Raw genomic sequence first — 23,375 nt, 5'->3', positions numbered from 1 at the left:
CCGGGGCCTTCGTTCAGCTCGGGTCTAGCTGGTTTGAAGCTGGGTTCGGGTCAGCGCTCGCCGTCCGGCGCGACGGCAGGGGTCTGGGTGAGCTTGTGGGTCTCGTCGACGACGTTGACCGCGATCTCCTTGAGCTTGTCACCGTGCTCGCGAGCGTGGTGGGCGCAGAAGAGAAGCTCGCCTCCGGACTGGAGCTCGACGCGAAGGTAGGCCTGGGCTCCGCAACGGTCACAGCGGTCCGCAGCGGTCAGCGGAGCGCTGGGGGCAACGGCAGTGGTCACATCGGCCTCATTTCTCGATCGTTGGTGACTGTTGCAACGTAGCCGAGGGGGTCAATGTTCCCCATCGACTGCGGCGTCGGTCACCTCAATCCAATCACGGACACGCACGTCCTGTTCCCGGTTTTCCATCGCCGTGAACTCCCGCCCTCCGGTGAGCCCCCGGTTGGCTCACGGTAGTCCCGGCGCTCCCACGCGAGCCTGCAGGGCCGTGCGGCGTGTCGCGGGTAGATTTCGGGTGTCCGCACCGCCCGCTAGGAGCACCCCGATCGACAACACCTACAACGCCGCCCACCTCCTGGTCCTCGAAGGCCTCGAGGCGGTCCGCAAGCGTCCCGGCATGTACATCGGCTCGACCGACACCCGCGGCCTCATGCACTGCGTGTGGGAGATCATCGACAACGGCGTCGACGAGGCGCTGGCCGGGCACGCCGGCCGCGTCGAGGTGACGCTGCACGACGACGGCTCGGTCGAGGTCTACGACGACGGCCGCGGCATCCCCACCGACAAGGAGCCCAAGACGGGGCTGCCCGGAGTCGAGGTCGTCGCGACCAAGCTCCACGCGGGCGGGAAGTTCGGCGGGTCGTCGTACGCCGCCACCGGCGGTCTGCACGGCGTCGGCCTCTCGGTCGTCAACGCGCTGTCCTCGCGCATGGACATCGACGTCGACCGCGCGCCGGCGCGCCAGGGCATCAGCTTCCAGCGCGGCGTGCCCGGCGTCTTCGCCGGCGAGGGTCCGACGGCGTCGTTCACGCCGGGCAGCGGGCTGTCCCGCAAGGGAGCGAAGGTCGCCAAGGGGCGCTCGGGGACCCTGATCCGGTTCTGGCCGGACCGGCAGATCTTCACCAAGGACGCGACCTACCTGTGGGACGAGCTGGTCGGGCGCGCGCGGCAGACGTCCTTCATCGTGCCGGGGCTCGAGCTGGTCATCCGGGACCTGCGGGGCGAGGTCCCGGTGGAGGAGAAGTTCCGCCACGACGGCGGCATCGCGGAGTTCGTCGACTTCCTCTCCCACGGCGAGCCGGTCACCGACGTGCTGCGGCTGCAGGGCTCGGACGTCTTCACCGAGACCGTGCCGATGCTCGACGACAAGGGTCACATGACGCCCCAGGACGTCGAGCGGGAGCTGAGCGTCGACGTCGCGGTGCGCTGGGTCAACGGCTACGACACCGAGCTGCGCTCCTTCGTCAACGTCATCGCCACCCCCAAGGGCGGCACGCACGTCACCGGGTTCGAGAGTGCCCTGACCAAGACCTTCAACGACGTCATGAAGACCGCCAAGGTCCTCAAGGTCAACGACGCCCCGGTGACCAAGGACGACGTGCTCGAGGGCCTGACCGCCGTCGTCACGGTGCGACTGGCCGAGCCGCAGTTCGAGGGACAGACCAAGGAGATCCTCGGCACGTCCGCTGCCCGCACCGTCGTCGCGAAGGTCGTCGCGGGCGAGCTGAGGTCGTTCCTGACCTCGACCAAGGCCAAGGACAAGGCTCAGGCCAAGCTCGTCATGGAGAAGGTGCTCGGGGCCGCCAAGACCCGGATCGCCGCCCGGCAGCACAAGGAGACCCAGCGCCGGAAGAACGCGCTGGAGTCCTCGGCGCTGCCCGCCAAGCTCGCCGACTGCCGGGCCGCGGACAACGAGCGCACCGAGCTGTTCATCGTCGAGGGCGACTCCGCGCTGGGCACCGCCAAGCTCGCGCGCAACAGCGAGTTCCAGGCGCTGCTGCCGATCCGCGGCAAGATCCTCAACGTCCAGAAGGCGTCGGTCGGCGACATGCTCAAGAACGCCGAGTGCGCCTCGATCATCCAGGTGGTCGGCGCGGGCTCGGGGCGCACCTTCGACATCGAGGCGGCGCGCTACGGGAAGATCATCTTCATGGCCGACGCTGACTCCGACGGCGCCCACATCCGCACGCTGCTGGCCACGCTGTTCTTCAAGTACATGCCCGACCTGGTCAAGGCCGGCCGCGTCTACTCCGCCGTGCCGCCGTTGCACCGCATCGAGCTGTCCAACCCGAAGAAGGGGATGGACAAGTACCTCTACACCTACTCCGACGCCGAGCTGCAGCGGAAGCTGGCCGAGCTGAAGAAGCGGAACATCGCGGTCAAGGGCACCCCGCAGCGCTACAAGGGCCTCGGTGAGATGGACGCCGACCAGCTGGCCGAGACGACGATGGACCCGCGCCGCCGCACCCTGCGCCGCCTCACCGTCGACGACGCCGACGCCGCCTCCCGGGTCTTCGAGCTGCTGATGGGCTCGGAGGTGGCGCCACGCAAGGAGTTCATCGTGGCCGGGGCCTATGAGGTCGACGCCGACGCGATCGACGCCTGAGGAGCCTGATGGACCCCAAGGCCGCGCGGACGGCGGCCGCCAAGGCATTCAAGGCGCGGGGCGTACCGCTGCGCAAGGGACACTGGCGGCTGGCCCACAACGAGCTCACCTGGTTCGTCGACCTGCGCTCGGACGGTCCCGGTCGCGACGCGGCGCTGCGCTTCGAGGTCGGGGCCTGGCTTCCGGCGCTGACCACCGAGCCGGAGGGCGGCGCGATCGACTGCTCGCTGCTGGCCGACGTACCCCTGGACGGCTCGCTCGACAGCCCGGGCGACGTGGCCGCGCGGGTCGACGCGGTCGTCGACCGGCTGCAGGCGATCTCCGATCCGGCCGCGCTGGCCGACGCCGTGCGCTCGGACGCCTTCCCCGGTGCCCACGTGGACCGGGTCCTGCGGGAGCACCTGGGCCTCTGAGCGCCGCAGGGTCAGTGGCCGGCCTTGACCTCGTGGATCTCGTCGGCGACCAGGCCGTGGGCCTTGCGATGCACCTCGTTGGCCGCCTCGGCGTTGGGTGCGTCAACGAGGCAGAAGATCGTGCCCTTGTCCTCGTCGACCCAGTAGTTCAGGTAGTTGACGCCGTGCTCGTCCTGGATGGCCAGGTCGGCATCGTGCGCCTTCGCGACATCGGCGGCGGCTACCCCGTCGACGTGGTGGACGTCCATGTAGAGAGGCATGGGGGAACGGTAGGCCGCAGACGCGCTGCCGGACCCTGCGCCCGCAGGAATTACCCGGATCAGGGGATCGCTGTCTACGCCCTGCCCGCCGGTCGTCGTGGTGAGGGCCGCGCCGCGTCCTTCGGCGCCGCGGTTAGAGTGCGAGACATGGCGGTCATGACCACGCGCCGGGCGATCCGGCGCCGCGGGGTGAGCGGGCCCGACGACCTCGCGGTCGAGGCGCCGCTGGTGCTCGCCGTGGACGGAGCCGTCGTCGCTACCCTCATGCGAACGCCCGGCCACGACCTGGAGCTGGCCGCGGGCTGGCTGTGCGTCGAGTCGGGGGTCGCGCAGCAGGCCGACATCGCACAGCTGCGCTTCTGCCGCGAGGACGACACCGACCGGGTCCACATCAGCCTCGCGCCCGGCGTCACGCCGCCGCGTCCCCGCGCGTTCGTGACGAGCGCGGCGTGCGGTGTCTGCTCCGCGGACGTGCTCGACCTGGCGCCGCTGCGCCGCGCCGACCCGCAACCCGACGGCTGGTCCGTCACCAGCGACGTCCTCGCCGGGCTGCCGACCGCACTGCGCGCCGAGCAGCGGGCCTTCGACAAGACGGGGGGAGTGCACGCGGCCGCCCTTGCCGGCACCGACGGCTCGCTCGCCGTCGTCCGCGAGGACGTCGGCCGGCACAACGCCGTCGACAAGGTCGTCGGGCACGCCCTGCTCCACGGTGGGATCCCTGCGTCCGGGAGGCTGCTGGTCGTCAGCGGCCGGGTGTCGTTCGAGATCGTCCAGAAGGCCGTCGCAGCCTCCGTGGCCGGCATCGTGGCGGTCTCCGCGCCGTCCTCGCTCGCGGTCGACCTCGCCCGCGAGCACGGTCTGCTGCTGGCCGGGATGGTGCGCAACGGCTCCTTCAACCTGTACGCCGGAGAGGAGCTGGTGTCGTGAGCGACGCGCTGCAGGACCGCTACTTCGCGGGCATGACCTGCTTCGGGTGCGGCCCGGCGAACCCCGACGGGCTGCAGCTGAAGTCGCACCTCGCGCCCGACGGGACGGTCGTGGCCACCTTCGTCCCCTGGCCGCAGCACGACAACGGACTCGGCTACCTCAACGGCGGCATCATCGCCACGCTGCTGGACTGCCACAGCGGCATCACGGTCACGCACGCGGCCTACGAGCATGGTTGGCCGGCGCTGCCCGGCGTCCCCCTGCCCTACGTCACCGCCGGGCTCGCCGTGGGCTATCGGCGCCCGGCGCCGCTGGACCAGCCGGTCTCGCTGATCGCCAGCGTCGTCTCGGCCACCGAGCCCGAGATCACCTGCCACGTCGCCCTGGAGTGGGACGGCAAGGTGCGGGCCGAGGCCGACGCCGTGTGGAAACGGTGGCGCCCGCGCTGAGGCGCCGGCCGGTCGTCGTACGACCTCCTAGGCTGCCCGCATGCGGATGGACGACGTCGCACGGATCCGGTTCGGCAGCTTCGTGCGGCCGCCCGAGGAGACCGGGACCGGGAGCCCGCGGGTCGAACCGGTGCTCGGCTACGTGGTGCGTACGTCGGCGGGCGTGCTGCTCCTCGACACCGGCCTCGGCGACGCGGGTCCGGAGACCGAGGCGTGGTACCGGCCGCGGCGGGTCCCGATCGAGGAGGCGCTCGCCACGGTGGGGCTGAGCACCGGCGACATCGACATGGTGGTCAACTGCCACCTCCACTTCGACCACATCGGTGGCAACCCGTCCTTCCCCCGCACGCCCATCTACTGCCAGCGCCGGGAGCTGGAGATCGCGCGGACGACGGAGTACACCGTGCCGGAGCTCGTGGACTTCCCGCGCGCCAGGTACGACCTGCTCGACGGCGAGGCCGAGCTGGCCCCCGGCGTCCACGTCGTTCCGACGCCGGGGCACGTGGACGGCCACCAGTCGGTAGTGCTCCGCTGCGACGACGGGACGGTCATCCTGGCGGGACAGTCCCACGACAACGCGTCCCAGTGGTCCGCCGACGCTCTCGCCGCGCAGGCCGGCGACCTCGGTCACGAGGCGCCACTACCGCTGAGCAGCCCCTGGATGGCGCGGCTGCTCGCCCTCGACCCGAAGCGGGTTGTGTTCGCCCACGATGCCGCCGTCTGGATCCCGTAAGGACCCGCGACCCCGCCGGCGTTCTTCGTCGGTCGAGGAGCCGCTATCTCGTTGGTCGAGCCGGCGTTCCTCGTTGTCCGAGCCGGCGTTCCTCGTTGGTCGAGCCGGCGTTTCTCGTTGGTCGAGCCGGCGAGCCGCTAGGCGAGCCGTGTCGAGACCACCGCACCACCTCGTTGGTCGAGCCGGCGAGCGCCAGCGAGCCGTGTCGAGACCACCCGGGGCGTGCCGGTGGCCCCGCTACCCGTGGGGGTGGCGGGGTCAGGAGCGGGACGGATGTCGAGTGGTGTCGATGCTGGTGGTGCCGTCGGGGTCGACGTGGAACATCAGGCCGTGGGGGCTGCGCCAGACATAGACGCCGGGGTCGAGGAGGTCGTAGGTCCAGGCGGTGTGGGTCTTGATGCGGTGGTGGCGTCGGCACAGGGGTGCGAGGTTGCAGGAGCAGGTCGGCCCACCACTGGTGTGGGCGGTGATGTGGTCGGTGTCGCAGCCGCGGGCGGGGCGGGTGCAGTGCGGGAACACGCACCTCCGGTTGACCAACGCCACCTGCTCCCGGAGTCGGTGGGTGGGCTGGTAGCCGGTGGTCTCGAGGTGCTCGTCGAGGTCGAGCACCGGCCGCACCGTCACGGTCGTGTCCTGGATGGTGAGCCACTCCCGCAGTTGGTCCAGGGTGATCAGGCTGCGGGTGTTCTCCACCCGCACGAACGGATCCAGCCCGTGGCTGTTGACCGTCAGGTGGGCGTAGAGCATCACCTGGCGCCGCGGCACCGGCACCTTCTCAGCCGAGGCCATGGGTTCGGCGCCAACCTCGTCGCCGACGGGCAGGTCGAGGGTGTGGTCGTTGCGGGCGATCTCACCGAGTGCTTTGGCGCGGCGCACGTCGAGGGAGTCGGCCGAACCCAGTTGCGCCAGGGTGGTGGCGACCGCGTGGAGGGCGTCGTCGAGGTCGAGGGCGTCGGCCAGGTCCAGGGTGCCGTGGAGCTGGACACAACCATCGGTGGTGACGTGCCGGGTCTCCACGGTCACGTACCGCGACTCCCGCGCGGCCCGGGCCTCGGCTTCAGCCCGGTCGGGGTCGAAGCGGGTGAGGGCCTCGGTGATGGTGCGGTCCAGTTGGGCGGGCCCGATCTTGTGCGCCACCGGCGCCAGCTGTCGGTCCACCCAGCCCGCGGCCTCGAACGACAGGCCGAGGGTGGCCTCGGCGATACGGCGGACCTGCCAGGGCTGCACCCGACCACCGGTCAACCCGGCCCAGGTCTTCGGGAGCCGGTAGCGGCACTCCATGACCTGCCCCAGCCAGATCCGGCCGGAGTCGGTGGAGCGCCCCAGCACCGCGGCCAGCTCGGCGATGGCGAACTCCGCCACCAACGGCGCCCCCTCACCCGCGATCGCCACAGCGCCTTCGGTGCCCGGCAGCGTCGCGGCCCGGTCCAGGGAGTCGACCGAGTGCATCGCCGCCCACCCGATCGCGTCCACCATCACCGCCACCTCCGCGGCCCGGGCGGCCTCCCGGTGGCTGCGCAGGTCGGCCAACACCCCGGCCGGGGAGTCCGGCGTGGTGTCGAGATCGATCCGCGAGCTGGTCATGAGCCCACTCAAGCACCCGCCACCGACAGTCCCCGCGAACCCGCCGCCGCGCCTGTGGACGGCCCGATCACGGGTCCGACACCCGCCTTCCAGCGGCATCACCGGTGGTCTCGACACGGCTCGCCTAGCGGCTCGCCGGCTCGACCAACGAGAGGCGGCGGCTCGCGGCTCGACCAACGAGAAGCCAGTCCCGTTGGTCGAGCAGGGAGGCCGCCCGCGGCCGAACGTGTCCAGACCCCCGCAGCGAGGCTGGCAGCGGCACCACCGGTGGTCTCGACACGGCTCGCCTAGCGGCTCGCCGGCTCGACCAACGAGGCGTCGGCCAACCCAGGCAAGGGAACGGGAGCGTCAGACCTTCTGGGTCAGCCGGCCGGTGTCGACGTCGTAGATGAAGCCGCCGACCTCGACGGTGTCGGGCACGAGCGGGTGCGAACGCACCTTGGCGACGTCCTCGGCGAGCGCGCGCACCTGGTCGTCGATGACGTGGAACGGCTGCCATGAGGCGTCGACGCCGGCCGACTCGGCGACGCGGGCACGCAGCTCGGTCTCGCTGTTGCTGGCCACGGCGCAGCGGGTGTGAGGGACGATCAGGACGCGGTTCACGTTGAGCAGGTGCACGCCGAGCACGAGCGCCTCGAGCGCCTCAGGCGTGATCCTGCCGCCCGGGTTGCGGAAGATCTTCGCGTCACCCGGCTTGAGGCCGACCATCCCGAGCGGGTCGAGTCGACTGTCCATGCAGGTGACGATGGCGACGCCGGCGCGTGCGACGCCGTCGAAGCCGGCGTACTCGAAGCGGGCCGCGTAGTTGTCGTTCGCGGCCAGAAGGTCGGTGAATCCGGAAGCATCAGACATGCCCAGCAATCTAGCCCCCCAGCGCACCCAGGGCCTCGCGGGTGTCCACGTCGCGGGTGGGAGCGCCGCGCAGCAGCATCACGGCGAGTACGGCGGCCAGCAGCGCGACGACGGCCGCACCGGAGAACACAGCCTGCTCCTGGGCGATGCCCGCGGTCCGGATCAGCTCGGTGAAGGCGTCGCACCGGGTCAGGCCGTCGCAGACTTCGCGGGCGGGCGGGAGGTCGGCCTGCTCGGCGTAGTAGCGCCGCAGGCCGATCGTCGTGAGCGCGGCGATCCCCACGAGCATCCCCACCATGCGGGCGACGACGACCATCGCACCGGCCAGCCCGTGCACCGCGGCGTCGGTGGTGGCCAGGACGGCGGCGTTGACCGGCGCGAGCGCGAGTCCGAAGCCGAGCCCGCCGAGCAGCAGGGGACCGTTGGCGCTCCAGTGCTCCAGGGTCGTGAGGTCCCAGCCGCTCATCTGCCAGAAGGCGACAGCGGCGCACGCCATGCCGACGGCCGCCACCGGGCCCGCGGGCAGCCGGCGGATGAGGACGCCGCCCAGGACCGCGCCGACCGGCAGCGCGACCAGGAAGCGCACCAGCACCAGCGCCGCCTGCAGCTGGCTCTCGGAGTGCACCGTCGTGCGCGCGAACAGCGGGATGTCGATGAGCGCGGCGACCAGGGCGGCGCCGACGAGGAAGCTGACGACGACCGAGCCCCAGGCCGGCGTACGCCGCAGCGCCCCGACCGGCACGAGCGGGTGCTCGGCGCGGCGCAGGTGGACGGCGAAGGCCAGGGCGGCCACGGCGGCGGCGAGGAGGTACCAGCCGCCCTGGGCCGAGATGACCTGGACCTTCGGGTCGGCCGTCGCGAAGGCGAGCACGACACCCCCCAACGCGACGGCGAGGTAGGTGGCGCCGGTCAGGTCGGCCTGCCGGGCGCTGGCCGCCCAGCCGCGCAGATCGACGAGCGGGCGGCGCGCCAGCCAGCACCAGGCCAGGAACAGCACGCCGGCGAGTGCCGTGAGGAGGCCGAGCGGCGTGGTCCACAGGCTGCTGCCGGCGGCGGGGACGTAGAGCCGGCCCCACTCCACGTCGGTGACGATCGCGGTGGGGCGGGCCGACATCAGCGTCCCGGCCGCGAGGGTGACCGCGAGAAGCAGGATGCCGACGAGGTCGGGGGGTCTCGACGACGCTCGCTGGCGCTCGCTGCTCGACCAGCGGGGGGACGGCTGGTGGTCGCTGCTCGACCAGCGGGGGGACGGCTGGCGCTCGCTGCTCGACCAGCGAATGGCGTCCGACGCGGCGGCGCGATGGACCAGCACCGCGAGGACGGCGCCGACCACCAGGTTGAGCAGGAAGATCACCCGCCAGTCGGCGACGGCGAGGACAGCGGCGCCGAGCAGCGGGCCGAGGACGGAGCCGAGCTCCTGGACGGCCGAGACGACGCCTAGCGGTACGCCGCGGCGCTCCACGGGGTAGAGGTCGGCTACCAGGGCGAGCGTCGCCGGCACGAGCGCGCCGCCGCCCAGGCCCTGCAGGAACCGGCCGGTGACCATCATGGGGAGGTCGACGGCGAGCGCCGTGACCAGCGAGCCGAACGCGAAGACGACCAGCCCGGCGACGAGCACCGGCGGTCGGCCCCGCACATCGGCGATCCGGCCGATCAGCGGCAGCATCGCGACGTAGCCCAGCAGGAACGCGGAGATGATCGGCGCCGCCCGCTGCAGCTCCTCGACCGAGAGTCCGACGCCGCGCATGATGTCGGGCAGCGCGAGCACGACGACGTAGGTGTCGGCGGCGGCGAAGCAGACCGCGGTCGCGGCCAGCGCCAGCAGCGCGGAGCCGGCGGGACGGCGCGTCGGCGTCACGGAGCGGTGATGTCCTGCTCGGTGCCGTAGTCGTCGACCGTGAGCACGTACGTCGACGCCGCACCCGTGCCGTAGAAGTCGCCGACCAGCTGGGCGGACCGGAGCTCGCCCCCGTCGTTGACGGCGTAGGTCGCGGCGACGTTGCCGGCGACGCTGGGCACGATCACCGCGGCCGTCGCGGCGGGCAGCGTGCCGGAGTAGGAGGTCAGGACCTCGCTGTTGTTGGCGCCGCCGCGCACCGAGTCACCCTCGGTGACGCCGGTCGTGGCGGTGAGGAAGGACGACAGTCCGGTGGCCGGGTCCATCAGCGCGGCCGGGTCGGGGGCGCCGTACTCGGCCGGGTCGATCTCCTGCCACCCCGTCGTCAGGGGCAGCTGGGCGTAGACCTTGCCGTCGACGGCGACAACGGGCACCTCGGGGGTGAACCCGGCGTACTGCACCACGATCGAGCCGTCGAACCCCGGCGCGCTGGTCAGCACGCCGGTGGCCGAGACCAGTCCGGTGACGTCCTCGGGCAGTTCCTCGGAGGTGACCTCGAGCCGCACGCCGCTGGTCTCGTCGAGCTTCTGCTTGGCCTGGGCCAGCACCTCAGCGGGGGTGGGGTCGGCCTGCCCGTCAGCACCGTCGCCGTCGTCGGTGCAGCCGGCGAGCAGTCCGGTGAGCAGCAGGCCGGAGGCCAGGGCGAGAGGCAGCGAGCGCATGGGCGTCAGCCTTCCACAGCGGCGCCGCCGGCCAGGACGGCGACCGGACCCGCGCACGCGTCGATGGGCTGGCTGCCCGGGACGCCGGAGCCGTCGCGCCTGCCGGAGGGCTCCGGAAGCTCGATCGGGGCACCGCTGTTGGCGGCGGCCCGGGCGGGCGCGGGGCCGGCCCACGCGAACACCAGGGTGTCCTCGCCCTTGAGGAAGCGGTGGCAGCGGACGCCGCCGGTGGCACGGCCCTTGCCGGGGTACTCGCTGAAGGGCGCGACCTTCACCGACCCCGGCTCGGTGCCGGGCAGCGCGGTGGAGGCACCGGAGGAGGTCACCAGCACGGCGCCCTCACCCACGGTCGGGTCGAAGGCGCCGAAGAACACCACCCGGGCGCCCTGCGCCACCCGCACGCCGGCCATGCCGCCGGCGTTGCGGCCCTGCGGCCGCACCGCGTCGGCGGCGAAGTGCAGCAGCTGGGCGTCGGAGGTGACGAAGCAGAGCTCCTCGGCGCCCGTGGTGAGCTCGACGGCTCCGACCACCTCGTCGCCGGGCGCGAGGTTGATGACATCCCACTCGTCCTTGTTCAGGACCTCGGGGTTGACCCGCTTGACGACGCCGAGCTTCGTGCCGAGCGCGAGCCCCGGCCCCTCGGTGGCCAGCGTGCAGAGCGTCAGCGCTCGCTCGCCGCCGTCGAGGGAGAGCAGCGCGGAGAGGGGTACGCCGCCCTGCAGGTTCGGGTCGCCGGCGGTCGGCGGGATCGCCGGCAGGTCGAGCATGCTGAGCCGCAGCAGCCGCCCGCGGGAGGTCACCACGCCGATCTCGCCGCGGGTCGTGGCGCGGACCACGGAGGTGACGACGTCGTGGTTGGCCCGCCCGCCACCGGTGGCCAGCGGGTCGTCGTCGTTGGTGCGCGCCAGCAGCCCGGTGGAGGAGAGCAGCGCGAAGCAGGGCTCGTCGGGCACCTCGGCCGACATCTTCAGCGCCTCGATGGCCGCGGTGCCGGCGCTGGCCAGCAGCACGGTGCGGCGCGGCGTGCCGTAGGTCTTGGCGACCTCGGCCAGCTCGTCGGAGACGACCTTGCGGAGCAACCCGTCGTCGGCCAGGATCGCGTCGAGCTCCTCGATGGTGCGCTGCAGCTCGGACTGCTCCTTCTCCAGCTCGATGCGGGAGAACTTCGTGAGCCGGCGCAGCGCCATGTCGAGGATGTAGTCGGCCTGCAGGTCCGACAGGTCGAAGACCGTCATCAGCCGCTCCTTGGCCTCGGCGCCGTTCTCGGAGGAGCGGATGAGCTGGATGACCTCGTCGATGTCGAGGATCGCCACGAGCAGGCCCTCGACCAAGTGCAGCCGGGCGGCGGCCCGGTCGCGGCGGAACTGGCTGCGCCGGCGCACCACGTCGTAGCGGTGTCCGAGGAAGACCTCGAGCAGCTGCTTGAGACCCAGCGTGCGCGGCTGGCCGTCGACGAGGCAGACGTTGTTGATGCCGAAGGAGTCCTCCATCGGGGTCAGTTTGTAGAGCTGCTCGAGCAGCACCTCCGGCACGAAGCCGTTCTTGAGCTCGATGACCAGGCGGGTGCCGTTGGCCATGTCGGTGAGGTCCTTGAGGTCGCTGATGCCCTGCAGCTTCTTGGTCTGCACCAGCGTCTTGATCCGCTCGACGACCTTTTCGATGCCGACGCCGTAGGGCAGCTCGGTCACCACGATGCCCTTGCGGCGGCCCACCGGCTCGATGCGCGCGGTCGCGCGGATCTTGAACGAGCCGCGGCCGGTCTCGTAGGCGTCCCTGATGCCGTCGAGCCCGACGATCGTGCCGCCGGTCGGCAGGTCCGGACCGGGGACGAACTTCATCAGGTCGTCGGTGCTCATGCCCGGCCGCTTGATGAGCTCACGCAGCGCCGCGACCACTTCGACCAGGTTGTGCGGTGCCATGTTGGTCGCCATGCCGACCGCGATGCCGGTGGTGCCGTTGACCACGAGGTTCGGGATCGCGGCGGGCAGCACGACCGGCTCGAGCTCGCTGCCGTCGTACGACGGCTTGAAGTCGACGGTGTCCTCGTCGATCGTGGCGGTCATCGCGACCGCCGGCGGCGCCATCCGGGCCTCGGTGTAGCGCATGGCCGCCGGACCGTCGTCCGGCGAGCCGAAGTTGCCGTGCCCGTCGACCATCGGCAGCCGCATCGACCACGGCTGCGCCAGCCGCACCAGGGCGTCGTAGATCGCGCCGTCGCCGTGCGGGTGGAGGCGACCCATCACCTCGCCGACGACGCGGGCGCTCTTGACGTGACCGCGGTCGGGGAAGAGCCGCATGTCGTTCATCGTGTGCAGGATCCGGCGCTGGACCGGCTTGAGGCCGTCGCGGGCGTCCGGGAGTGCCCGGGAGTAGATCACCGAGTAGGCGTACTCCAGGAACGAGGTCTCCATCTCCTGGGTGATGTCGGTGTCGAGGATGTGCTCCTCGAAGTCGTCCGCGGGGAGCTCAGGGGCGTTGCGCCGTGCCATGGGGTGCATTCTCCCCGTTGCCACCGACGGATCGGGTGCAGGGCGCGCCGGTGCCGGTTCGCCGGATAGATTTCCCCCGTGACCGAGGCCGACGCTCCCGCCTATCCCTCCCACTGGGAGGCCGACGTGCTGCTGCGGGACGGCCGGACCGCGCACATCCGGCCGGTGACGCCCGCGGACGCCGACCTGCTGGTCGACTTCTACGACAACCGGGTCTCCGACGAGTCGAAGTACTACCGCTTCTTCTCGCCGATGCCGCACCTGTCGGCCCGCGACGTGCAGCGCTTCACCCAGGTGGACTACGTCACCCGGGTCGCCTTCGTGCTCACCCTGCAGGGCCGGATGATCGCCATCGGCCGCTACGACCTCGTGCACCCCGGCGAGGCGGAGGTGGCCTTCCTGGTCGAGGACCGCCAGCAGGGCCGCGGCATCGCGCAGCTGCTGCTCGAGCACCTCGCGCAGGCCGGCCGCGAGCGCGGCGTGGAGAAGTTCTTCGCCGAGGTGCTGCCCGACAACGCCCGGATGATCAACACCTTCCGTGACGCGGGCTACCGCGTCGCCAGCGGCTACGAGGACGGCGTCATCAGCCTGGAGTTCTCGATCGAGCCGACCGAGACCGCGATGGGCGTGATGCTCGACCGCGAGCACGAGGCCGAGGCTGCCTCCATCAGCCGGTTCCTCAACCCTCGCTCGGTCGCGATCATCGGTGCCTCCCGGCGCCAGGAGACCATCGGCCAGGTGCTGGTGCGCAACATGGTCAACGCCGACTTCTCCGGCCGCGTGTACGTCGTCAACCCGAACGCCGACGCCGTCAGCGGCATGCCCGCCTACCGGTCGGTGCAGGACGTGCCGGACGAGGTCGACGTCGCCGTGGTCGCCGTGCCCGCCGAGGCGGTGCAGGACGTCGTGCTCGACTGCGCCGCCAAGGGCGTGCACGGCCTGGTGGTCATCTCCAGCGGCTTCGCCGAGACCGGCGAGGAGGGCCGCCAGCGGCAGCGCCGGCTGGTCGGGCTCTCCCGCTCCTACGGCCTGCGCCTGATCGGCCCGAACGCGCTGGGCGTGATCAACACCGAGCCGTCGGTGCGGATCAACGCCTCGCTCTCGCGCGTGATGCCGCCGCGCGGCCGGGCCGGGTTCTTCTGCCAGTCCGGCGCGCTGGGCTCGGCCATCTTGGAGAAGGTCGAGAAGCGGGGACTCGGCCTCTCGACCTTCGTCAGCGCGGGCAACCGCGCCGACGTCTCCGGCAACGACCTGCTGCAGTACTGGGAGGAGGACGACTCCACCGAGGTCGTGATGATGTACCTCGAGTCGCTCGGCAACCCGCGCAAGTTCTCCCGGATCGCGCGCCGGGTCAGCCTCCGCAAGCCGATCGTGGCCGTCCGCTCCGGGCGCACGACCCAGGGCGTGCCCATGGGCCACGCGGTCCGCAAGATCGCCGCGCCGCCGCAGGCGGTGGACGCGATGTTCCGCCAGGCCGGCGTGATCCAGGTCGACACGCTCGAGGACATGTTCGACGTCGCCCAGCTGCTCGCGCACCAGCCGCTGCCGCGCGGACGCCGGGTCGCCATCGTCGGCAACTCCGACGCGCTCGGCCTGCTCGCGGCCGACGCCGCCGCGAGCGTCGGCCTGGTCGTCAACAAGCAGATCGCGCTGTCGACCGAGCCCACCGCGGAGGACTTCGAGGACGCCCTGGACTCCGCGATCGACGACCCCGAGGTCGACGCCGTGGTCGCGGTCTACATCCCGCCGCTGACGGTGAGCGGCGAGGACATCGCCAACGTGCTCGCCGCGGTGGGGGAGCAGTCCGACAAGCCGCTGCTGGCGTCCTTCCTCGGTGCCGAGGGTGTCCCGGAGCTGCTGCGGGTCCCCGACGTGGCCGGGTCCACCGCGGGTCGCGGCTCGGTGCCGTCGTACTCCTCGGTGGAGAGCGCCGTGCGTGCCCTGGCCAAGGTGGTCGAGTACGCCGTGTGGCTGCGCACCCCCGACGGCGGGGCGTTCGGCCCGGACGCCGTCGACGTCGTGCGCGCCAAGAAGCTCGTCAACCGCGCCCTGGCGCGCCGTCCCGAGGGCGGCGAGCTGGAGCGCGAGGAGCTGGCCGAGCTGCTCGGCTGCTACGGCATCAGCCTGTGGCGCACGCTGCCGGTCACGACCCTCGACGAGGCGCAGCAGGCCGCGGAGGCGCTCGGCTGGGACGTGGTGCTGAAGGCGACCGCCGAGCACGTCCGCGAGCGCCCGGACCTCGCCCACGTCTGGCGCAACATCGCCGACCCCGACGAGATGCGGGAGGCCTGGCACGGGATCGCCGGCTTCCTCGGCGACGTCGAGGGTGCGGGCTTCGTGGTGCAGAAGGTGGCCCCGCCCGGGGTGCCCGTGCTCATCCGCAGCATCGAGGACCCGTTGTTCGGCCCGGTGGTCTCCTTCGGCCTCGGCGGCCCGATGAGCGAGCTGCTGGCCGACCGCTCCTACCGGATCCCGCCGATCAGCCAGCGCGACGCCGCCGCCATGGTCCGGGAGGTGCGCGCCTCACCGATGCTGTTCGGCTACCGCGGGGCGGAGGTCGTCAAGGTCGACGAGATCGAGCGGCTGATCCGGCTCGTGGCCCAGCTGCAGAACGACCTGCCGCAGGTCAGCGCGCTGGAGCTCTCGCTCGTGCTGGCCGGCCCCTCGGGTGCGAACGTGCTCACCGCCTCCGGGCGCGTGGAGCCGGTCGCCGACGCGCGCTCGGACTGGTACGTCCGCCGGATGCCGTCGCTGCCCGGGGACACCATCCCCGACTGAGCGGCCGTGACAGGATGGACCCATGAGCTCCACCCGCACCCAGTCCGACCGCGCCCCGCAGCTGCGTCAGGCCATCGACCTGACCGGCTACTACCCCGAGGTGGTCGCCGACGGCGTGACCGCCGCCGTGGGTGGCGAGCAGGTCGTGTCGTTCTTCGTGCACCACGAGCCGACCTTCGAACACGACGAGGTACGCCGCCACCTCTCCGTGCTGGTGCTGACCCCGACCCGGCTGGTGCTGGCCCACACCGACGAGCACCCCGGCGACGACCTGCTGCCCGAGCCCTACACCTCGACCTCGACCGAGGCGGTGCGCCTGGACGCGGTCAAGTCGGTGGTCGTCACGCGGATGATCGCCAACCCGAGCGAGGGGCCCTCCCGCGCCGCCGAGGCCGTCCTCACGATCGGCTGGGGCGGGGTGTCCCGCGTCGACCTCGAGCCGGCCGGCTGCTCCGACCCGCAGTGCGAGGCCGACCACGGCTACACCGGCGTGCTCTCCTCCGACGACTTCTCCCTGCGGGTCTCCGCCGCGGCTGACGGCTCCGACGCGGTCGGCAGCCTGCTGGCCTTCGCCGAGGCGCTGTCGGCGCGCACCCACGTCGCGTGAGCACGGACGCCGTCGCGGCCTCCGGGTTCGTCGAGCCGGCGTACGCCCGCCGGTCGCTCGGCGATGTCGTCCCCGCGATCGCGGCGGCGCTCGGGCGACCGCTGGAGCAGACCCCGAGCGGGCTCGTGCTTCCGGACGCGGCGTCCTACGTCGTGTTCCTCGTCGACGGACTGGGGGCGCAGCTGCTGCGCCGCTACGCCCACGCGGCGCCGTACCTCTCCTCCCTGCTCGCCGGCCAGGAGCCGGGCACCTCCGGCGTGCCGTCGACCACGGCGACCAGTCTCACCTCGTTCGGCACCGGCATGACGCCGGGCGGGCACGGCCTGGTGGGCTACACCAGCCGGATCCCGGGCACCGACGCGCTGCTCAACGCGCTGCAGTGGAGCAAGGACGTCGACCCGCACGAGTGGCAGCCGCACCCGACCGCCTTCCAGCGGCTCCGCGAGCGCGGCGTGACCGTCACGGTCGTCAACAAGCGCGAGTTCCAGGGCACCGGGCTCACCGAGGCCGCGCAGCGAGGGGCGGAGTACGTCGGCGCCGACAAGGTCGGCGAGCGGATCGCCGGGGCGCTGGTCGCCTCGGCCGAGCCCGGCTCCATCACCTACCTCTACGACGGCGACCTGGACTGGACCGGGCACCGCCACGGCGTCGCCTCCAGCCCGTGGCTGCAGCAGCTGTCGATGATCGACGCCGAGGCCGAGCAGCTGCGCGACGCGCTCCCGCCGTCGGTGCGTCTGGTCGTCGTGGCCGACCACGGCATGATCGACTCCCCGCCGGAGTCGCGGATCGACGTGGACGACCATGCCGAGAGCAGCTCGCTGCGTGACGGCCTCGCCCTGCTGGGCGGGGAGGCGCGGTTCCGCCACCTGTACTGCCAGCGCGGCGCCGTCGCCTCGGTCGCGGACACCTGGGCGGAGGTGCTCGGCGACCGGGCCACCGTGCTCACCCGGGACCAGGCCGTCGCCCGCGGCTGGTTCGGCGAGGTGACGCCCGCGGTCCGGCCGCGGCTGGGCGACGTGATCGTGGCCGCGCACGGCGACTTCGCGGTGATGGCGAGCGGTGTGTTCCCCTATGAGGCGATGCTCGTGGGCCTGCACGGCTCGCTGACCGCCGACGAGATGCTGATCCCGATCCTGGTGGACTGAGAGCCGCTCCGGACGTGGGAGAATCCGCGGCGTGGCTGAGCTGATCTTCTTCACCGGGACGATGGACGCGGGAAAGTCGACGCTCGCCCTGCAGACCAACCACAACCACGCCGCGCGTGGCCGCACCGGCCGGATCTTCACCTCCCACGACCGGGCCGGCGACGCCGTGCTCTCCTCGCGGCTGGGCCTGGTCCACGAGGCCATCGAGGTCACGCCCGACCTGGACTTCTGGCGGCATACCGTCGACGCCCTCACCCACGGTGCGCGGATCGACTACTTCATCTGCGACGAGGCGCAGTTCTACACCCCGGAGCAGATCGAGCAGCTGGCCAAGATCGTCGACGAGCTGCAGCTCGACGTCTTCTGCTTCGGCATCCTCACCGACTTCCGGACCCGGCTGTTCCCGGGATCGGCGCGGCTGGTGGAGCTCGCCGACCGCACCGAGGTGCTGCAGGTCGAGGCGCTGTGCTGGTGCGGCAAGCGGGCCACCCACAACGCCCGCACCGAGGACGGCGTCATGGTCACCGAGGGTGAGGTGATCGTGGTCGGCGATGTCGAGGGCGCCGGTCCGGCTCCGGTCGGCGAGCCCGCCGAGGTGGCCTACGAGGTGCTCTGCCGCCAGCACCACCGGCGTACGCTCACCGCAGCCCGGGCCCAGGCCGTCTCGCTGGCTCCCGAACCGCTGCCGTTCGGCTGACGGTCTCTCCGGCACCTGACCCTTCCAGCACCGATCCCGCGTGTCGCGGTGGGTGAGGTCAGGTGCCCGCGGTCAGTCCTTGTCGGACCCGCCGCCGAACATGATCTCGTCCCAGCTCGGGACCGAGGCCCGACCGCGCTTCTTGGCGGCCGGCTTCTTGGCCGGCGCTGCGGCGGGCTTGTCGGCCACCGGCGGCTGCGCCGGGGGCTCCGGCGGGGAGCTCGGCTCGGCGACCGGCTGCGGGGCCGGCTCGAGGAACGCCTCGATCGGCTCCTCGACCGGCAGCGGCTCCTCGACCGGGGCGAGCCGACGCTCGCGCACCTGCGCCAGCTCGTCGGGCTGCCGCTCCGCGGCCGTCACCGGCGCGTCGGGCAGGTCGCCGACCAGCCAGCGGGCGTCGTCGTTGTCGAGGGAGACGAAGTTGCCCGGCGGGTCGAAGGTCAGCTCGGCGGCCCCGGAGCGGACCGGCGTGCGGTAGCGGCCGACCAGCGACCACCGGCCGTCGTGGCGCCGCCAGGCGTCCCACTCGACCGCGTCGGGGGAGAGCTCGAACCGGTCCAGCTGCGCGGCAACGGCCTCGCCGAGCGTCCGGGCGGTCGCGCCCGGCTGGCCCGTCTGGCCCGGCTCACCGGCCCGCCGGCGTACCGACGAGCGCTGGGCGCGCTGGGCGACGTGCTCGCGCTCGGCGAGCACGGGGGCGGCGAACGGCATGATCTTCTCGACCGTGGTGCCGGCGGCGTCGGCCACCGACTCGGCGCTCTCGCCGGCCCGGATCCGGGCCTGGATGTCGCGCGGGCGCAGGGCGATCTCTCGGGAGTTCTCGGTCATGGGCTTCTCCGTTCGCCGAGACGGGGCGGCCGGCAGTGCCGCGCGGAGGCTGTCGTCGACGGCCACGCTGAACTCGTTGCCGGACGCGTCGATGAGGAGCACGCGCCGGCCGTCGCGGCTGACCGACGCGACGGTCAGCTGCTGAGGACGGGTGTCCTCATGGTGACCCGCCTCGTCGGCGCCCGTGGCGCGGGCTGCGACGTCGGGCAGCTGGGGCAGTTCTTCGGCCGACATCCTCTTCGTCTCTTGCTCGTCCGGTGCGCCCCACCCTACGCCAGGGTGACGCCCGAACCGGACCGTACACGCGGTGTGCCGCCGAAGTGCTCGAACCCGTCCGTCGCTAACCTCGCCGGGTGGCCTCCGACCCGTCCACCGCGCTCGTCGTCACCGACCTGCTCGGCATCTTCGTCTTCGCCGTCTCGGGCGCGCTGGTCGCGGTCCGCAAGTCCCTCGACGTGTTCGGGGTCCAGGTGCTCGCGGTCACGACCGGCCTGGGCGGGGGGTTCATCCGCGACGTCCTCATCGGGGCGGCGCCGCCCGCCGCGCTGCAGGACTGGCGCTACCTGCTCGTCCCGGTCGCCGCAGGTCTGCTGGTCTCGGTCTACCACCCGGCGATGGTGCGCGCCGAGCGCATGATCAACATCGTCGACGCGGCGGGCCTCTCGCTTTTCGTCGTGGCCGGGGCGCTCAAGGCGACCGAGCACGGGCTGGGGCCGCTGCCGGCGACGCTGATGGGACTCGTCACCGGCGTCGGCGGCGGGATCGTCCGTGACCTGCTCGCCGGGCTGGTGCCGGTGGTCCTGCGCGGCGGTCTCTACGCGACACCGGCGGCCGCCGGCGCGGCCGTCACGGCCTTCGGGCACGAGCTCGGCGTGAGCACGGTCGTCGCGGCGACCGTGGGCGGCCTGGTCTGCGGGGTGTGGCGGCTGCTGGCGCTGTGGCGCAACTGGCAGGCGCCGATGCCGCACGGGCTGGGGCCGGCCTGACCGGCGGACCTCAGGGGCTCAGTCGCCGAGGACGCGCTCGAGATACGGATTGGCGAACACCCGGTGCGGGTCGAGCCGGTCCCGCAGGGCGAGGAAGTCGCCGAACCGCGGGTAGGCCGGGCCGAGGTCGTCCGCCGTGCCGGTGTGCAGCTTGCCCCAGTGCGGGCGTCCGCCGGCGGCGCGCAGCACCGGCTCCATGAGCGCGAAGTAGCCCCGGTGGTCCGCGTCGCGGTGGGTGTGGAACGCGAGGTAGAACGAGTCGCGGCCGTAGGCGGTCGAGAGCGGCACGTCGTCGGAGGCAGCCACCCGGATCTCGACCGGGAACGAGATCCGCTCCGCGGAGCGCTCCAGCACCCGGCGGCACTCCTCGAGCACCGCGAGCCCGTCGGCGCGTGGCACGGCGTACTCCATCTCACGGAAGACCACGCGCCGCTCGGTGGTGAAGACCCGGTGAGCGATGTCGGAGTAGGTGCGTGCCGACAGCAGCCGGGCGTTCATCCGGTTCATGCGAGGGATCACGCCGGGGGCGCGGTTGGCGGCCGCGCACAGCGCGCCGAAGGCGGTGTTCTGCAGGAAGTCGTCGTCGAGCCAGGCGCGCCAGCGGGGCAGCGGCTCGACCTCGTCGAGGCCCGCGAGCCGGGTGTTGCGCTTGGTGAGCATCCGGTCCGTGTGCGGGAACCAGTACGCGTCGACGTGGTGGGCAGCCTCGGTCAGGTCGTCGAACCCGCCGTGGAACTCCGACCAGCTCATCGGCTGCTCGACGGCCTCCAGCGCGAAGAGCGGCTCGACGCGGAACGTCACGGTCACGATCACGCCCAGGGCGCCCAGTCCGACGCGTGCCAGGTCGAGCACGTCGGCGTTCTCGGTCGCCGTGGCACTCAGCAGCTCGCCGGTGCCGGTCACCAGCGTCAGGCCGACGACCTGCGCAGCCAGGCCGGCCACCGCGCCACCGGTGCCGTGGGTGCCGGTCGAGATGGCGCCGGCCAGGGTCTGCTCGGCGATGTCGCCCATGTTGTGCAGCGAGAGGCCGAGCCGCTCCAGGGCGGTGTTGAGGTGCTTGAGCTGCGTGCCGGCGTACGCCGTGACGGTCGCCCCGCCGTCCGGGTCGCGGTCGACGGCGAGGATGCCGGTGAGCCCGGCGGGGGAGAGCATCACCCCGGTCGGCGCGGCGATCCCCGTGAAGCTGTGGCCGGTGCCGACCATCTTGACCGTGGTGCCGGCCGCGGCGGCGTCGCCCACCGCGGTGACGACGTCGTCGGCGTCCTGCGGGGTCCTGACCTCGGTCGGGGTGGCGGTCTCGAGACCGGACCAGTTGCGCCAGCCGTTGCTCATGGGGCGAGAGGCTAGCTGCGCGTCCAGCCCCGCGTGCGGACCGCCTCCTGCCAGCCCTCGCTCTCGGGCAGCATCCGGGCGATGTCGGCGAGGATCCGGGACAGCCGGCGGGGCCGGCGGCCGGCGCCGACCCCCGGCTCGGCGGCGCACCGCTCCCACATCGCGACGGCGGCGTCGTGCACGAGGCCACGGTCCGGCCCCGGCGCCCGGCGGGGGGCGTCGGCGAGGTTGCCGGCCACCGGCAGGTCCGCCAGGTCGCCGTACAGCGGCAGGCCGGCGACCGCCTCGCGGATCGCCGCGTTGGAGCGCAGCGCGAAGTCGGCGGCGCCCGCGTCGAGGACCGGCTTGCCGTCGATCCCCTTGCGGGGCTTGAGCGAGTCCCGCACGATCGGGCGCAGTCCGGGGCGGTAGATGTGCCCCGGGACGCCCGCGAGCAGGGGGTTGAGCCGCCGGACGACCTCACACGAGGCGTAGCCCAGCGAGGTGTTGCCGTGGTAGGCGCTCAGGTCCGCCAGGTCGGCCGGCATCCCGACCGCGGCGCAGAACCGCTCCCACAGCACGTGGTCGGGAGCAGGCGGCGCTGGGACGGTGACCACGTCGAGCCGGCTCACGCCCGGGTGGTCCCCCCACCGCTCGATCATCGGCACGACGGACTGGGCGCGCCAGAACGTGCGCGCCGCGTGGCTCTGGGCGTCGTCGCCGCGCTGGCGCTGCGGGTCGATGCGGCGCAGGTACGTCGGCCAGGCGTCGGTCCCCAGCAGCCGGGCGTAGGACTGCCACTGCGCCGGGATCACGCGGGCCTGGTCGCGCAGGCTCACGATGACGCGGACCTCCATGCCCTCGAACGGCGCGAGGTAGGCGGCGATCTGGTGCGGGCGGGCGAAGCTGAGGAACTCCATCGAGATGATCGCGGTCTCGCCCTGGAAGGCGCGCGCCTCCTGCGCGAGGGCCTGCCACTCGCCGTGCCGCTCGGGGTGGTTCGGGGCGGCGAGCACCTTGCGCGTGGCACGGGCCTGCGCGGAGAAGTCCTTGGCGACGTAGAGGTAGCCGGCCCGCTCGTAGGCGTCCGCGTTGCGCACCATCACGTTCTGCACGAAGCTCGTGCCGGTCTTCATGGTCCCGATGTGAAGGACGATGCGGTCGGCCACACCCCGACCCTAGCGGAGCGTTCCGGTCCAAATAGGCTGGGGGTATGGCCCCCGACGTGAGCCCGTACGACGCCGTCCTGCTGCTCTCCTTCGGCGGTCCGGAGGGCCCTGAGGACGTCGTGCCGTTCCTCGAGAACGTCACCCGCGGACGGGGGATCCCGCGCGAGCGGCTGGAGGAGGTCGGCCAGCACTACTTCGGATTCGGCGGCCGCTCGCCCATCAACGACCAGAACCGGGCGTTCCTCGCGGCGCTGCGCGCCGAGCTGGCCGAGCACGGCCTCGACCTGCCCGTCTACTGGGGCAACCGCAACTGGGAGCCGTACCTCGGCGACACGGTGCGCCAGATGGCCGCCGACGGCGTGACCCGGGTGGCCGCCTTCACGACGAGCGCCTACGCGTCCTACTCCTCGTGCCGGCAGTACCGCGAGAACCTCTGGGACGCGGTGGTCGACCTCCCGGACGCGCCGGTGATCGACAAGCTGCGCAACTACTTCAACCACCCCGGATTCGTCGCGCCGGTGGTCGACGGCGTGCTGGCCGCCCTCCACGACCTGCCCGAGGAGCTGCGCCCGGAGGCGCGGATCGTCTTCGTCACGCACTCCATCCCGACAGCGATGAACGACGGCAGCGGACCGCCCGAGCAGGGAGGCGGCGCCTACCTCGCCCAGCACCTGGACGTCGCCGGGGAGGTGGCCGCGCAGGTCGCCGCCGCGACCGGTCTCGACCGCGCCCATGAGCTGGTCTTCTGCAGCCGGTCCGGTGCCCCGCACGTGCCGTGGCTCGAGCCCGACGTCAACGACCGGCTCGAGGAGCTCGCCGCCGACGGGGTCCGCGCGGTGGTGCTGGTGCCGGTCGGCTTCGTCTCCGACCACATGGAGGTCGTCTACGACCTCGACACGGAGGCGCTGGCCACGTGCGAGCGGCTCGGCATCGCGGCCCGCCGCGCGCCGACGCCCGGCGTCGACCGTCGCTTCGTGGCCG

At 72.5% G+C, this 23,375-nt stretch carries 21 protein-coding genes; 11 read left to right on the top strand and 10 right to left on the bottom strand.

The window, feature by feature from the left end:
* Positions 1-50 precede the first annotated feature (50 nt).
* Positions 51-281: a DUF7455 domain-containing protein gene (locus VGE38_RS00470; protein ID WP_331140563.1), complete on the bottom strand. Its 231-nt coding sequence runs from the start codon at positions 279-281 to the stop codon at positions 51-53.
* A gap of 235 nt (positions 282-516) precedes the next feature.
* On the opposite strand from VGE38_RS00470, the gene VGE38_RS00465 reads away from it, so the two are divergent.
* Together VGE38_RS00465 and VGE38_RS00460 are read left to right on the top strand one after the other, a co-directional pair.
* The gene (locus VGE38_RS00465) at positions 517-2,607 is read left to right on the top strand and encodes a DNA gyrase/topoisomerase IV subunit B (RefSeq protein ID WP_331140562.1); all 2,091 of its coding nucleotides are present in this window, start codon (positions 517-519) and stop codon (positions 2,605-2,607) included.
* A gap of 8 nt (positions 2,608-2,615) precedes the next feature.
* Entirely contained in the window at positions 2,616-3,020 is a 405-nt protein-coding gene (locus VGE38_RS00460) for a hypothetical protein (protein WP_331140561.1), read from the top strand.
* 11 nt (positions 3,021-3,031) lie between these two features.
* Here the strand turns inward: VGE38_RS00460 and VGE38_RS00455 are convergent, their stop codons facing one another.
* Positions 3,032-3,280, bottom strand: coding sequence for a DUF4242 domain-containing protein (locus tag VGE38_RS00455; RefSeq protein WP_331140560.1), 249 nt, complete (start codon positions 3,278-3,280; stop codon positions 3,032-3,034).
* 147 nt (positions 3,281-3,427) lie between these two features.
* On the opposite strand from VGE38_RS00455, the gene fdhD reads away from it, so the two are divergent.
* The 3 genes from fdhD to VGE38_RS00440 are packed head-to-tail and all read left to right on the top strand — an operon-like array spanning position 3,428 to position 5,389.
* Positions 3,428-4,207 carry a formate dehydrogenase accessory sulfurtransferase FdhD gene (gene fdhD / locus VGE38_RS00450; RefSeq protein ID WP_331140559.1) on the top strand — a complete coding sequence of 260 codons (780 nt, stop codon included), beginning with the start codon at positions 3,428-3,430 and terminating at the stop codon, positions 4,205-4,207.
* Complete coding sequence (locus VGE38_RS00445) at positions 4,204-4,656, top strand: PaaI family thioesterase (protein ID WP_331140558.1); 453 nt, start codon at positions 4,204-4,206, stop codon at positions 4,654-4,656. Before fdhD ends, VGE38_RS00445 begins: the two co-directional genes overlap by 4 nt.
* 40 nt (positions 4,657-4,696) lie before the next feature.
* On the top strand, positions 4,697-5,389 hold the full coding sequence (locus VGE38_RS00440) for an N-acyl homoserine lactonase family protein (protein WP_331140557.1): 693 nt from the start codon (positions 4,697-4,699) through the stop codon (positions 5,387-5,389).
* 258 nt (positions 5,390-5,647) lie between these two features.
* Here the strand turns inward: VGE38_RS00440 and VGE38_RS00435 are convergent, their stop codons facing one another.
* The 5 genes from VGE38_RS00435 to VGE38_RS00415 form a co-directional block, all read right to left on the bottom strand.
* Positions 5,648-6,973, bottom strand: a complete 1,326-nt coding sequence (locus VGE38_RS00435) for an HNH endonuclease signature motif containing protein (protein WP_331140556.1) — start codon at positions 6,971-6,973, stop codon at positions 5,648-5,650.
* A gap of 348 nt (positions 6,974-7,321) precedes the next feature.
* A complete protein-coding gene (locus tag VGE38_RS00430; protein ID WP_331140555.1) occupies positions 7,322-7,825 on the bottom strand; it encodes a beta-class carbonic anhydrase in 504 nt (167 codons plus the stop codon).
* A gap of 10 nt (positions 7,826-7,835) precedes the next feature.
* Positions 7,836-9,683, bottom strand: coding sequence for an MFS transporter (locus tag VGE38_RS00425; RefSeq protein ID WP_331140554.1), 1,848 nt, complete (start codon positions 9,681-9,683; stop codon positions 7,836-7,838).
* Positions 9,680-10,384 carry an LppX_LprAFG lipoprotein gene (locus VGE38_RS00420; RefSeq protein WP_331140553.1) on the bottom strand — a complete coding sequence of 235 codons (705 nt, stop codon included), beginning with the start codon at positions 10,382-10,384 and terminating at the stop codon, positions 9,680-9,682. The genes VGE38_RS00425 and VGE38_RS00420 overlap by 4 nt, the downstream gene beginning before the upstream one ends.
* 5 nt (positions 10,385-10,389) lie before the next feature.
* Positions 10,390-12,873 (bottom strand): DNA gyrase/topoisomerase IV subunit A, encoded by a 2,484-nt coding sequence (locus VGE38_RS00415; RefSeq protein ID WP_331140552.1) that lies wholly within the window; start codon positions 12,871-12,873, stop codon positions 10,390-10,392.
* Between the two features lie 78 nt (positions 12,874-12,951).
* On the opposite strand from VGE38_RS00415, the gene VGE38_RS00410 reads away from it, so the two are divergent.
* From VGE38_RS00410 to VGE38_RS00395, 4 genes are read left to right on the top strand one after another with little or no spacing between them, the layout of a single operon-like run.
* On the top strand, positions 12,952-15,651 hold the full coding sequence (locus tag VGE38_RS00410; protein WP_331140551.1) for a bifunctional acetate--CoA ligase family protein/GNAT family N-acetyltransferase: 2,700 nt from the start codon (positions 12,952-12,954) through the stop codon (positions 15,649-15,651).
* 22 nt (positions 15,652-15,673) lie between these two features.
* Positions 15,674-16,258: a DUF5998 family protein gene (locus tag VGE38_RS00405; RefSeq protein ID WP_331140550.1), complete on the top strand. Its 585-nt coding sequence runs from the start codon at positions 15,674-15,676 to the stop codon at positions 16,256-16,258.
* Entirely contained in the window at positions 16,255-17,403 is a 1,149-nt protein-coding gene (locus VGE38_RS00400) for an alkaline phosphatase family protein (protein WP_331140549.1), read from the top strand. The genes VGE38_RS00405 and VGE38_RS00400 overlap by 4 nt, the downstream gene beginning before the upstream one ends.
* Positions 17,404-17,434: 31 nt before the next feature.
* Positions 17,435-18,100, top strand: a complete 666-nt coding sequence (locus tag VGE38_RS00395; protein ID WP_331140548.1) for a thymidine kinase — start codon at positions 17,435-17,437, stop codon at positions 18,098-18,100.
* A gap of 72 nt (positions 18,101-18,172) precedes the next feature.
* Here VGE38_RS00395 and sepH read toward each other — a convergent pair whose 3' ends face one another.
* A complete protein-coding gene (gene sepH, locus VGE38_RS00390; RefSeq protein ID WP_331140547.1) occupies positions 18,173-19,162 on the bottom strand; it encodes a septation protein SepH in 990 nt (329 codons plus the stop codon).
* A gap of 119 nt (positions 19,163-19,281) precedes the next feature.
* Between sepH and VGE38_RS00385 the strand changes: the two genes are divergently transcribed.
* Entirely contained in the window at positions 19,282-19,914 is a 633-nt protein-coding gene (locus tag VGE38_RS00385) for a trimeric intracellular cation channel family protein (RefSeq protein ID WP_331140546.1), read from the top strand.
* An 18-nt stretch (positions 19,915-19,932) separates the two neighbouring features.
* Here VGE38_RS00385 and VGE38_RS00380 read toward each other — a convergent pair whose 3' ends face one another.
* Positions 19,933-21,246 carry an FAD-linked oxidoreductase, L-gulonolactone oxidase family gene (locus tag VGE38_RS00380; RefSeq protein WP_331140545.1) on the bottom strand — a complete coding sequence of 438 codons (1,314 nt, stop codon included), beginning with the start codon at positions 21,244-21,246 and terminating at the stop codon, positions 19,933-19,935.
* 11 nt (positions 21,247-21,257) lie between these two features.
* On the bottom strand, positions 21,258-22,394 hold the full coding sequence (locus tag VGE38_RS00375; RefSeq protein WP_331140544.1) for a hypothetical protein: 1,137 nt from the start codon (positions 22,392-22,394) through the stop codon (positions 21,258-21,260).
* A 44-nt stretch (positions 22,395-22,438) separates the two neighbouring features.
* Between VGE38_RS00375 and VGE38_RS00370 the strand changes: the two genes are divergently transcribed.
* Positions 22,439-23,375 (top strand): ferrochelatase (locus VGE38_RS00370; RefSeq protein ID WP_331140543.1); only part of this gene is annotated, 937 nt, incomplete at its 3' end.

The organism is Nocardioides sp. (assembly GCF_036405735.1).
Classification (GTDB): Bacteria; Actinomycetota; Actinomycetes; order Propionibacteriales; family Nocardioidaceae; genus Nocardioides.
Note: the sequence above shows the minus strand (reverse complement) of the source record. Positions and strands in the feature narration are given on the sequence as shown.